This window comes from Thalassoglobus polymorphus, from assembly GCF_007744255.1.
Classification (GTDB): domain Bacteria; phylum Planctomycetota; class Planctomycetia; order Planctomycetales; family Planctomycetaceae; genus Thalassoglobus; species Thalassoglobus polymorphus.
The window spans coordinates 5,919,222-5,931,221 of sequence record NZ_CP036267.1 but is presented as its reverse complement, the minus strand read 5'-3'; the positions used below and the strand labels follow the sequence as shown (position 1 = coordinate 5,931,221).

The following is a 12,000-nucleotide window of genomic DNA, read 5'->3' as shown; positions in this document are numbered from 1 at the left end:
CTATCAGTGATTGAATTCGGGGATCGGTTCAAGTCTCGAAATTTAGCATCTCGAATGGCAATCGGACAGTAACCCGTCCACAGACTGGCAATTGCTGATCCGAGTGAGATATCCTACAGCCGGTCCGAAAACCTGAAAACGGGCGATTTCCGCAGTCATTAAGAGTGTGAAGTTAGGTTCAGGATCAAATTTCAATCAGTTTTCGACATCCTCCAATCAATTTTTCGACAGTAAAACCTGTGAAAGAAATATCTCCCGCCATGCCACACCTCAAGCCTCGCTCTCAGCAATTTTCTCGCCGGGAATTCCTCGCTGCGTCATCCGCTTCAGTTGCTATGCTCGGAATGGCAGGCACCAGTTTGGCCGCTCAACCGATCCAGCGGACAGGTAAGCCCTACATGAAGCTGTCCTTGGCAGCCTACTCCTTCAATCGCTACCTCCCACGAAACTGGCCAACACCGCGAGATTCCGAATCATCAATGGAGCTCACCGACTTCATTGATTTTTGTGCAGAAATGGACCTCGATGGAACAGAACTTACCAGTTACTACTTCCCGGAGAAGGTCACTCAAGAATACCTCATGGCGATCAAGGCTCAGACATTCCGACTGGGTCTCGACATTTCTGGTACTGCCATCGGAAATGATTTCTGTTTGCCGGAAGGTGAAGCACGTGACGCTCAACTCGAAATGACTCGTCAGTGGATTGACTACTCAGCGACGATGGGAGCGCCCGTCATTCGCATCTTCGCTGGAAAAATCCCCAAGGGAGACACTGAAGAAGCAGCCTTGGAACGCTGTACCGCCGGCATCAACGAGTCGGTTGCCTACGCTGCCGAGAAAGGCGTTGTTCTGGCTTTAGAAAACCACGGAGGAATCACATCGACACCGGAACAACTCCTGTCGATCGTCAGCAACGTCGATGACTCTCCGTTCTTCGGAGTGAACTTCGACAGCGGAAACTTCCGCACCGAGGACCCTTACGGAGACCTCGAAAAGATCGCAGCGTACGCAGTGAACGCGCAAGTGAAAGTCGCCATCAACCCAAACAACAAAGGGAAGAAATCGGCCGACTTCAAACGGATCATCAGTATCCTCAAGCAGGCGAACTATCGCGGATACGTCGTTCTCGAGTACGAAGAAAAGGAAGACCCTAAAGTTCAGATTCCTAAGTATCTCGATGAACTCCGCGAATTAATTGCCTGATTTAGCAATTTCATATCACTGCATCTTGAGTGGTCGTTTCCCTCCCCCGGTGACTCACCGGGGGCTTCATCGACACTGAAGACCGGTCCGGAGTTCGCAGCTCAATCACGGCTGGCGATACCTTGCACAGGATACAAAGCCTGAATGCAAAGCTTGAATTAGTGAAATTCTCAGCGTGGTCTTTCGACAGCTACAGCTCACAGAAGATGTGAACGGAGAGACTGCAATTCAAAGTACGTATAAGTACCGAGGAAGGCGCTCATCCTCGGAAAGGATATCAATCATGCGGCGTTCGGTTTTCGTTTTGTTTCTGGTAGTGGCCAGTCTGCCCGGGACTTTCGCGGCATCTGCTTTTGCGGAGTCCGAGGATTTCGAAGGAGTGACTGCTGAGTCCAAGTGGACAGTGCTGCATTTGCGGAACCGTCGACTGCGAGGCAATCAATCGTTGCCTGCGAAGTCAAAAGTCAAAACGCTCAACGAACTCAATTTCACCGGACCGAGGCCGGGGCATCAGTTCGTCCTCGGACATTTCGCAATTGATGGCGAATGGGGATTGACGAATGGCTACATACAAAAATCAAAAGGAAAGAACGCAGCCTTGCAACTCTGCTGGGCGGATCAGTTTGAGCTAGAAGGGATCATTGAACACGCTGAATTCGGCGGCTGGTTTTTTCTCGTTGGCTGGGATCAGGGTCATGGCTACTCGATCAGTAACATCAACTTTAAAACAAGTGGCAGCCCTTGGTTTGTTTCAGAGATGCGTGGGGCGAAATCTCTGGAAGACCAAACCGTGGAGTTCGATCACTTCAAGTGGAAGGGAGAGCAACCTTTCAAGCTGAGCGTAGCAGAGAACGAACTAAAGTTAGTGGTCGGACGCATCGAAGTTTTTAAGACTCCATTGGACAACTACAAACCGGGCATGGTCGTCCTGGGCGTCTACGATACCGACTACGGCCCCAAGCCAATCCGAGTCAAATCGCTGCGAGTCCGCTCACTCCCAAATGCAGTCAAACCTGACTAAAACTGGTCCTGAAACGTGAAATTGCTCTCTCAAACGTTGAGGAAAGCGGTGGTTCCAAAGGTTTTCGGACCGGTTCTAGTAAAAATGTTGTTCGCCACGAGGCAGAAACTGCAAACCAATTCGAAAGATGCTCTAGCCGGATTGAATGAAAAAAGCCTCGACGACCGAAGTCATCGAGGCCACCACTGCACCGACAAGGTGCAGTCGCGCGGAGGAAATGTTTGGGTGTTATTTACAGCATCTTTCGAATGAGTCTTCGGTGTCGATTTAGCCCCCAGTGAGTTACCGGGGGAGGGAAACGACCACCCAAGATGCTGTGATATTTCTGCAGATCAATCGTGAATTTGCTTCAGAACTGGCCCCGCAAATTGGGATTCAAGCTGACACTCAAGTGAACAATTCGTCGACGAGTTCACCACCATCGACGACTTTCATCGGTCGGCCGAGTGGACTGATATTTTCGTGGTCAGCATCGACGTTCAAGCTGTGGCAAACAGATTGCAGGAAGTCAGCAACGGGAACAGGTCGATCCTCGATGCTGGTCCCATCTTTGGATGTGCTTCCAATCACCTGCCCACGTTTTACTCCGCTGCCAGCCATCCAGGAATTGAATGCAACCGGGAAGTGGTCTCGCCCACCACGGGCGTTCACTCTTGGTGAGCGTCCAAACTCGCCAGTCCAGACGACGAGTGTGTCGTCCAGCATCCCACGGTCTTTCAAATCTTGAAGAAGAGTCGCTGCCGCTGGGTCAACCTCATTCGCTTTGTTGGCGACAGCGGTAAAGTTATCTTGGTGAGTGTCCCAGCCGTTAGAGCGAATTTCGACAAATGTCACTCCTGATTCGACCAGCCTGCGAGCGAGCAGGCAACTGCGACCGAAATCGGAGTCTCCGTAAGCACGCGTCAATTCTTCAGACTCTTTGCTGAGATCGAATGTTTCTGTCCGTGGGCTGAGAACAAGTTTTGAGGCTTTGTTGTAAAGCTGTTGATGGCTTCTTACTTCTGCTTGAGCACCACGAGCAGCGAATTCTCCATCGAGTTTCCCAAGCAGACCCAGTCGACGCGAAAAACGTTGATCCGTTTTCGAGGTCGCCAGATTCAGTGGCATTTCACCCGGGCTGTTGACGTTGAACGGTTCATAGTCGACCCCCAAAAATCCTGCACCTTGCGTCTGTCCAATCGATACGACGCTCGGCAAATCGGTTTCCGGGTCAGCGAGTTGTTGAGCAATGCAGCTGCCAATGCCCGGATGTTTTACACTGCCCGAAGGAATGTAACCGGTGTGCATCTGATAGGTAGCTCGCTGATGATTGCCTTCCTTGTTCGTCATGGAACGGATCAGAGAGACCTCGTTCATCATCTTCGCCATACTCGGCCAGTGCTCGGAAATTTGCACTCCGGGAATCGACGTGCTGATGACACGAGTCTCCCCGCCGTTGGCATGTTTCGGCTTGGGATCAAAGGTCTCCATCTGACTGGGGCCACCCGCCATCCAGAGCAGGATCATCGATTTGCCTTGTCGACGAAGTTCTTCAGCTTGCAACGAGATCATATCTCGAAACCCAAGCATTCCAGTTGCAACCCCGGCAGCGGAAACATGATGCAGGAAACGCCGGCGGCTAAGCCGGTTCCTTGTCAGAGCAATCGATTCGTGGAGTGAAGTCGCCATGATAGCTCATGTGGTTAAAGGCATGTTGGGATGGGCAGGAAATCAGGTATTCTGAATCACGAGTTATCGCTTCGAGAGAAATTCCGTGGAGTTCAACAGACTCCACATAATGTCTTCAAAAGCTTCGGTTCGATCCCCAACGCCGGAGACGTAATCCGTATTGATTTTCAATTCCTTCTCTGTCGGCTCTCGTGAAAGAACCAACAGGTAAAGTTCGCTCAAAGCATCTTGGTCATCAGTCTGATCCTCAAGAATTCTGGCCAGTTTGGTATCACCGGTTCCTCGAATCATTTGTTCGAGAAGCGGGCTGTTCATCATGAATAACCCTTGAGGCACGTTCCCCAAGATGTCTTCCTTGGGGGTCGAAGGATCAACCCCAAAGGTTTGCTCGAAGAGCTGTTTTCGGCGATCAAGTCCACCGCGACGAGCCATACCCGCCTGGCGAAATCGTCCGGCGGATTCCTGAAGTCCCCCCGGAGTTCCAAGAACCTGCCCGAGCGATTGGTAGATCTGGTCGGCACGCAATCGAGTCGGAGAAGCTGAAGCAAACGGAGGGACGTAATCTGTTTCGTCAAGTGGTTGAAGACTTCGCTGATACGCTTGCGTGTTCGCAATCGTTCTGAAGACCCACTTCACGTTGTAGTCATTTTCAACAAAACCAGCTGCGAGGACGTCGAGAACCTCTTCAAACATGGCAACTCGTTCTGGCCCCATGTCATCAATCGGCATGTAGAACCCTTCGCCGAGCATCTCCGCCCAAATGCGATTCACGAATGCTTTCGCAAACCAGGGGTTCGAAGGTGATGTAATATAGTCAACTAAAGCGTGACGGCGGGTGAGGTCGTCGGCATCGTCGCGAAGCTCTGGACCGCGCACTTCTGGAACGAAAAAGACTGGTTGCGTCAACGTTCCTATCGATGCAGGATCGTTCAAGTTGGGCATGTAATATTCCATGGCCCCCGCACCCGGATTGTTGTTCGCCATTTGCCCTATCGATGAGAGTTCCGCCTTCGAGAGTTTTTTGTTTTTGTCAGCATCCAGATTTTGCAGGAGTCGGTCGAAACGCTCTGCAAGTGGTCCACGTACTTCATTTTTCACCAACTCTCCATCGCGATTGCGATCAAACATTTCGAGCAATCGATCAGCATCAAGCTGACGACGACCTCTGCGCGAACTTGAATCGAGAGAGCGAACCGCAAAACTGGACGGGACGCTCGGCTCTTCTCGACGGACAGTGATCCTGGGGAGGAAAGCTGCCAGTTGATGAAAATCTTCCCTCTTCCATGAGTCAGTTGGATGGTCATGGCAGTTGGCACAACTCATTTGTATGCCCATGAAAATACGAGAGATTTCGGCAGCCAACTCTTCGGGCTGACCGGTATGTGCGAAAATCAAACCCGTTTCGCCGGTTTCCTGAACGAGACCGGTTGCGGTAATGAGGGCACGTGTGATCTCATCCCATGGACGGTTTTCATTGAACTGTTCGACGAGCCAAGCTTCAAACTTCGCCCGAACCAGACGAGCACGCTGCTCAGTGGCCCGAGAGAAAACGACATCCCGCCAATAGCTTCCCCACAGAGTTCCAAAGTCCTCGGACGCAAGGAGAGAATCGATCATCTGAGCACGTTTCGATTCATGAGCGTTGAGTCCGAAAAGAGTCACATCTTTAGGAGATGGAACAACACCAGCGAGATCGAGAGTGACTCGCCGCAAGAAATCTTCATCGTTCGCAACGGGGGCAATTTTTGCTCCCTCCGCCTGCAAAAGCTCAGTCAGCAAACGATCGACCTCAGCTGCTGTCTGCAGAGAGGACGTTGGAACCGTCGCAGTTTGTGCCGTCCCAGTTTGTGCCTGCGAGACCTGCGAGGACTGAATCAGAACGACCAGAACCGCAAAGAGGCTTGTCGTTTTCGGGTACTGCATCAATGGTCTCCGGCAAATGGTTAAAGCGTTGAAACTCAATCAAAAGTTTCACACCTTTCCCATCAAACCCCGGAGCGACCAGATTTGTTTCGGTGAAGTTCGTGGATTCTCTTTTTCTTCTACGCAGAGCCCACTTCAGCAGCGCCACTCCTGACCTGAACGTTCACCACGAAGTAGAACTTGAACATCAACTCGATTGATGCTTTAAAAAGTCGGCTCTAAGCGTAATTTGAGTTGAATGGCTAGATCCTGTAATTTCTCGATTGCCCGCATCTGCAATTGACGTACTCGCTCTTTGCTGAGCCCGACTCGTTCGGAAACGACCTTCAAAGTCGCTGGCGACTCTTCGTCATTCAGACCAAATCGATCACGAAGAATTGCGACTTCTCGCTCATCGAGGCAGTCTTCGAAACGCGAAAGCAAAGTTTCAGCGACCTGATGACAGTCCAGCGGCTCGTCCTTCTGGATTTCGGGGGTTGTTTCGGAAAGAACCCCCGAATTGACTGAGGTTTCTCGTTTTTTGCGTTTCTGCTTTCTTTGCAAGAAGCGAAAGAAGTGCCGCTGAATTGCATGCGTGGCGTATGTACTGAACCGGAAGCCACGACCCACGTCGAATTTGTCGACTGCGTTGAGAAGAATTAAATTCCCTTCACTGACTAACTCGTCAAACTCAGCTCCTGAATGGGAAAACTTGCCGGCCAGAGAAGCAACAAGACGAAGATTGGCTTCAACAATCTCGTTTCGTGCTTGATCAATCTGGTGCAGCGTCTGCTGAAATTCAGCCACGGAATGTGCCTCCTCAGCGAGGCTGTTCTGTTGCTCGATGGCTCTTTGCTTGAGGGCATTCATCCTCCGGAACAACCACTGCTCTCCCTCAATCGTCAATAACTGCCCCACGAACTGAGGCTGAGAAGCTGAGTTTCCCGTGTGTTCAGTCTTTTTGTACACCATTTCAGGTGTTGAATTTAGAGCATCTACGAAGTCTTGAGCCCCCGGTTCCGTGGATGGAATATAGGGGATTTTCATAGCCCTGAGAGTTTGCAGGCTCTCCTGAGCGGCAGTTTGGGGGAGGATCGCTCTCATTGTAATTTTCCTGCATTGGCAATTAACAATAACTCACAACGTTCATATCGTTCACAATACACGCAACGTAACAGTAAATCAACTTTAATTTCGGTCAAATCGTTCATTTAATGCAATTTCACTCCAAATACAGAATGAGGATTTCACTCAAGATTTCACCGAAAACGCTCCTCCAAGTTGAAATTGGACGTGGCGATCGGAATAATTCAACAACATCTGATGAGATCACAACCCTAACTATTAGGATGATGCTGATGCTTAAGAAGAAAGATCTGGAACAATTCAAAGGGCTTTTGAATGTTCTAGAATCTCGGCTCCGTGGTGATGTTAAAACGCTGTCCTCGGGAGCTCTCGGAACGAGCTCAACTTCTCGGACACCGACGCACATGGCTGACATTGGAACCGAAACATACGAACAAGACTTTTCTCTCCGAGTCATGGAAAGTGACCAGGAAGTTCTTCAGGAAATTAAAATCGCCCTGAAACGCATCGAAGACGGAACCTACGGGATCTGTGAGGGGTGTGAAGATGCTGGCAAGCCGCCATCCAAACGATGGATTCCTAAAACCCGGCTCAAAGCAATTCCTCACGCACGTTACTGCGTTTCTTGTGCGGAAAAACTTGAGAGACAATTCAGCTACTGATTTGCGTTCCGCACTGATACCCTCTCAATAGACTGTACAAAGAACGGCCGAATGACATTTTCATTCGGTCGTTTTTTTATGCGCGTTGAGAAACCAGCTGGCTGTACGTTTCTACCTCTTAGGGATTGTCTTGACAGGACGTCCTCAGAAGCGACGTCAGATCAGAACTGGCCTTCCGCGATGACAGCAGACAAAGACGTTCAGTCTCGTGGCATGAAGCCATGGAAGTGAGCTTCACAGGCACGACAAGCATAGAAGATGCTCTACGTCTGAATTAGAAGGTATTGCGATGCAGCCAACTTCTTTACTCAGCAACGGCAAATCGACCGCCGAAAAATCGAACAGGGAGCATCAATGGCCCGATCATCCCGATCGAAACCAATCAGAGTTGCCCTCACCTTCTCAATCCCCGATCATTTCTAATCGGAAGAAGAACATAAAACTGGTTGAGGCCCGAATGTCTGACTACGGATCATTGCTCACACGCTTTGCGGTTGACGTCGCTGAACGACGGCGACAGGAAGAGCGATTGTCCGAATTAAAAGCCGGTCCCAGTCCAGAACAAGTCGACCTTCGAGCTCAGCTGGAGACTGCCAAAGAGCGGTACTCACAAGAAATCAAACAACTCGAAGAGGAGTACCTCTCTGTTCGCAACGACACGAGCGATCACTTCCAGAAGGAACTTGAACAACATCAGAACTCCTACGAGATGCTCGTTCGTAGCTTAAACGCCCAGGCGGATCAGGCCGCATCGCAACTCGAACAAAAACGCGAAGACAGCGAATGGGTTGTTTCGTCGGTGCTGGACGACTCTGCTGAAGACAGCCCGCTGCGTGAATACCAAAAGTTCGAGTCGATTCAACTGAAAACACAGGAAGAGCAGGAGAGTTTTCTGCTCGCTTTTGAGACGCAGTTGAAGAGTCTGGCTGAGGAGAGAAACTGGACGATCGATGAAACACCGCCACACGGGAGAGCCTACAAGAAAGCTGCCGGAGCTCTTGAGCAATTCAAAAAAATCATCGAAACCTCTGATTCAGTCTTCCAAACACTCCGCTCCTTGATCATCCCACGCCTGTTTTCCGGGTTTCGCGGCTTGGCTGTCTTCGCAGTCTTCACCTTGATTGCCACGATCCCGATCTACATGTTTGTCGACCCTTCACTCGCCGGCGTTCAGGGAGTCAGGTTTCAGCCGAGTTGGGTCGGTATCGCTTCCGGCGGGGGCATGGTAGCTGGCCTGCTGATGACGACAATCCTGTATTCGCTGGGCGCAATGCGTCAATCGGACCTGTTTCGCCAGCTTGAACAACTTCACAACGACGCACAATGGTCGCACGCACAATGGATGAACCTCGTTCAGGAAGACCTCAAAAAACAGGGAAAGATACGAGATGCAAAGCAACGACGCATTGAACGTGAGCGTGATCTCGCACTGAATCGCTACGAAGCGACTCACGCTGAGATCATCCGAGGAATCGAAACCGAACGTCAGGAGAATCTGAAACAGGAAGAAGCCAAATACACAGAAGAACGTGCAGAGACGATCTCTCAGCGAGATCGACAGCTTCAGCAAATTGATTCGGGACATCAAAGACGATTAGACGAAGCGAAAACACGCTGGGGCGAGATGATTGAGAATCTTGAATCCCGGTTAAATCAAATCCAGAGCGAGCAGAGTCGCCAGAACACAGAACTCTGGACCTCGTTGAAAAGTTTCTGGGAAACGTCATGCAATCAATTTCTTGAAACCATCAACACGATCAATCAGGCAGATCAGGCAACGAACCAGGACTGGAACGACATCACGGTGGAGAACTGGTCACCGAGCAAAACAATGCCGCGCGGAATCCGACATGGTCGTTTAAACATTGATCTCCACAACTGGCCGGACGCCATTCCAGAGGAAATGAGACTCGCCCCTCGAACAACAACGTTTTCACTTCCCGGACAAGTTGAATTCCCCGGAACGACCTCCACGTTGTTCAAGTCTCCGAACCACACAGCCCGAACCCAAGCCATCGATGCTCTGCAAACGATGATGCTACGGATGCTCTTACTGATCCCACCTGGCAAACTCCGCTTCACGTTGATCGACCCCATCGGCCTGGGTGAAAGTTTTGGCGGCTTCATGCACCTTGCAGACTACGATGAGTTAATGGTGACAAATCGAATCTGGACGGAGACCGGACAGATTGAAGCTCGTCTGGCAGATTTAACAGAGCATATGGAGAACGTCTTCCAAACCTACTTGCGAAACGAATTTCAAACGATTGAAGAATACAACGAGTCTGCCGGAGAAGTGGCAGAGCCGTATCATGTTCTCGTCATCAGCGATTTCCCGGCAAAATTCAGCGAGATTGCAGCACGTCGATTGGTCAGCATCGTGAATAGCGGACCACGGTGCGGGGTTTACACCTTGATGAACATGGACCCCACGAAACCGCTGCCGAACAATTTCGAATTGACCGACCTTGTCCCCCACATGACCAGCTACGAGTGGCGGGATGAGAATTTTCATGCGACAGAACCCGCCTTGGCTCCCTGGCCGATTAGTCTTGATCCTCCTCCTGAACCGGTTCAGTTTACGTCCATCGTCAAGATGGTGGGAGAGGCATCCAAAGACGCACGGCGAGTGGAAGTCTCCTTTGACCGAATCGCTCCTCAACCAAGTGAAATCTGGAGCCGGGATTCGCGACACGAACTCGAAATCCCCTTGGGCCGGGCGGGAGCGACCAAGTTGCAAACGATGCGACTGGGTAAAGGAACTTCCCAACATATGTTGGTCGCCGGAAAAACCGGTTCCGGGAAGTCGACTTTTTTGCACATCATGATTACCAACCTGGCGCTGCATTACGGTCCCGATGAAGTAAATTTCTTCCTGATCGACTTCAAGAAAGGAGTCGAATTCAAAGATTACGCAACGAGCCATTTGCCGCACGCGAAAGTGATCGCGATTGAAAGTGACCGCGAATTCGGTGTGAGTGCGTTACAACGACTCGATCAAGTCCTCGAAGAACGTGGTGAATTGTTTCGCCGGCATGGCGTACAGGATGTGGCTGGGTTTCGTGATGTGAATCCGAACACTCCTCTGCCTCGCATCTTGCTCATTGTCGATGAATTCCAGGAATTCTTCATTGAAGATGACAAACTCAGCGACACCGCTTCAAAACTGTTGGACCGTCTGGTTCGGCAAGGACGTGCATTTGGTGTCCATGTGATTCTCGGATCACAAACCCTCGGTGGGGCGTACTCTTTAGCGCGGACAACCTTGGGGCAAGTTGCGGTGCGTGTCGCTTTGCAGTGCAGCGAATCCGATGCACATTTGATTCTCAGCGAAGAGAACACTGCAGCCCGACTCCTCACACGTCCGGGAGAAGCGATCTACAACGATGCCAACGGAATGATGCAAGGAAACCATCCGTTTCAAATTGGCTGGCTGGGAGATCAGGAGCGTCGCGAATACCTGGAGACCTTGAATAAGAAGACGGAACGCCTTGGAATTGAAAGCGATCCACCGATCGTCTTTGAAGGAAACATTCCGTCCGACCTGCGCGTCAACCAAGAACTCCAGAAGCTGGGAGAGACCTTCTCGACAAGAGAAAACCCTCTGCCCGCCCCGACGATCTGGCTGGGCGATGCCGTTGAAATTCAACCACCCACAGCGATTCAATTCCATCGCCAAAGCGGAAGCCATCTTCTCGTCGTCGGACAGGATTCCCTCACAGCCACCGGAATTTTAACCTCTGCGGCAATCACGTTCGCAGCCTCCAGTTCTGCCGAACCAACATTTCCGACGCTCCACCTCTTTGATGGGAATCCTCCCGAAACGGAGGAAGCGAAGCAGTGGAAAACAATCTTGAACAGCCTGCCCACTGCCACTCAGTATGTCACCCCCCGAGAAGCAGCAGAGTCATTGGAATCTCTGACTGCAGAACTGGAACGCAGAACGGAAAACCCAGACGACCAACACCCTCCTGTCTTCGTCCTCATCCACAACATCGCCAAGTTTCGCGACCTGCGCAAAGTCGAAGACGACTACGGACTGGGAGGATTCGGAAGCTCTGCGGAGGAGAAACCGGCGGACCCGGGAAAACTTTTCTCGAACCTGCTCACAGAGGGACCAATCTTCGGGATTCATTTCGTGATCTGGTGCGATTCGTACAACAATGTCGAGCGTTGCTTCAGCCGAAACACAATGAAAGAGTTCGAACTTCGTGTCGCCATGCAAATGAATCAGGCCGACTCCAGCAATTTGATCGAATCGCCTATCGCATCCCGGTTGGGAGCGCATCGGGCCTTCCTGCATCGCGAAGAGACCGGATTGTCAGAAAAATTTCGGCCTTACGGAGTCCCACCGCAAGAATGGTTGGACCAATTCACCCAAACAATGAAGCACGGCTCCATTGGTGGATTCGCTACCGATCTGGATGAGTTCAGCATTCTGTAACAACATCTTCTC

Annotated in this window: 7 protein-coding genes; 4 read left to right on the top strand and 3 right to left on the bottom strand. The window is 51.0% G+C overall.

Features of this window, described 5'->3' with window-relative positions:
- Window positions 1-260: 260 nt before the first annotated feature.
- The gene (locus Mal48_RS21495) at window positions 261-1,205 is read left to right on the top strand and encodes a sugar phosphate isomerase/epimerase family protein (protein WP_145204726.1); all 945 of its coding nucleotides are present in this window, start codon (window positions 261-263) and stop codon (window positions 1,203-1,205) included.
- A gap of 283 nt (window positions 1,206-1,488) precedes the next feature.
- A complete protein-coding gene (locus Mal48_RS21490) occupies window positions 1,489-2,226 on the top strand; it encodes a hypothetical protein (RefSeq protein WP_145204723.1) in 738 nt (245 codons plus the stop codon).
- Between the two features lie 387 nt (window positions 2,227-2,613).
- On the opposite strand, the gene Mal48_RS21485 is transcribed toward Mal48_RS21490, so the two are convergent.
- The 3 genes from Mal48_RS21485 to Mal48_RS21475 form a co-directional block, all read right to left on the bottom strand.
- Complete coding sequence (locus Mal48_RS21485; protein ID WP_145204719.1) at window positions 2,614-3,894, bottom strand: DUF1501 domain-containing protein; 1,281 nt, start codon at window positions 3,892-3,894, stop codon at window positions 2,614-2,616.
- A gap of 63 nt (window positions 3,895-3,957) precedes the next feature.
- Window positions 3,958-5,817: a DUF1549 domain-containing protein gene (locus Mal48_RS21480; RefSeq protein WP_145204716.1), complete on the bottom strand. Its 1,860-nt coding sequence runs from the start codon at window positions 5,815-5,817 to the stop codon at window positions 3,958-3,960.
- Between the two features lie 204 nt (window positions 5,818-6,021).
- Window positions 6,022-6,900 carry a sigma-70 family RNA polymerase sigma factor gene (locus Mal48_RS21475; RefSeq protein WP_145204713.1) on the bottom strand — a complete coding sequence of 293 codons (879 nt, stop codon included), beginning with the start codon at window positions 6,898-6,900 and terminating at the stop codon, window positions 6,022-6,024.
- Window positions 6,901-7,154: 254 nt separating this feature from the next.
- Here Mal48_RS21475 and Mal48_RS21470 point away from each other — a divergent pair, with 254 nt between their 5' ends.
- Both Mal48_RS21470 and Mal48_RS21465 read left to right on the top strand, forming a co-directional pair.
- Entirely contained in the window at window positions 7,155-7,544 is a 390-nt protein-coding gene (locus tag Mal48_RS21470) for a TraR/DksA family transcriptional regulator (protein WP_197441896.1), read from the top strand.
- A gap of 289 nt (window positions 7,545-7,833) precedes the next feature.
- A complete protein-coding gene (locus Mal48_RS21465) occupies window positions 7,834-11,988 on the top strand; it encodes an FtsK/SpoIIIE domain-containing protein (RefSeq protein WP_145204706.1) in 4,155 nt (1,384 codons plus the stop codon).
- The last annotated feature ends 12 nt before the right edge of the window (window positions 11,989-12,000 follow it).

Excerpts from the sequence above, each read along its gene's own strand:
- Mal48_RS21495 (WP_145204726.1), top strand. The coding sequence starts at position 261 with ATGCCACACCTCAAGCCTCGCTCTCAGCAATTTTCTCGCCGGGAATTC.
- Mal48_RS21490 (WP_145204723.1), top strand. The coding sequence starts at position 1,489 with ATGCGGCGTTCGGTTTTCGTTTTGTTTCTGGTAGTGGCCAGTCTGCCC.
- Mal48_RS21485 (WP_145204719.1), bottom strand. The coding sequence starts at position 3,894 with ATGGCGACTTCACTCCACGAATCGATTGCTCTGACAAGGAACCGGCTT.
- Mal48_RS21480 (WP_145204716.1), bottom strand. The coding sequence starts at position 5,817 with ATGCAGTACCCGAAAACGACAAGCCTCTTTGCGGTTCTGGTCGTTCTG.
- Mal48_RS21475 (WP_145204713.1), bottom strand. The coding sequence starts at position 6,900 with ATGAGAGCGATCCTCCCCCAAACTGCCGCTCAGGAGAGCCTGCAAACT.
- Mal48_RS21470 (WP_197441896.1), top strand. The coding sequence starts at position 7,155 with ATGCTTAAGAAGAAAGATCTGGAACAATTCAAAGGGCTTTTGAATGTT.
- Mal48_RS21465 (WP_145204706.1), top strand. The coding sequence starts at position 7,834 with ATGCAGCCAACTTCTTTACTCAGCAACGGCAAATCGACCGCCGAAAAA.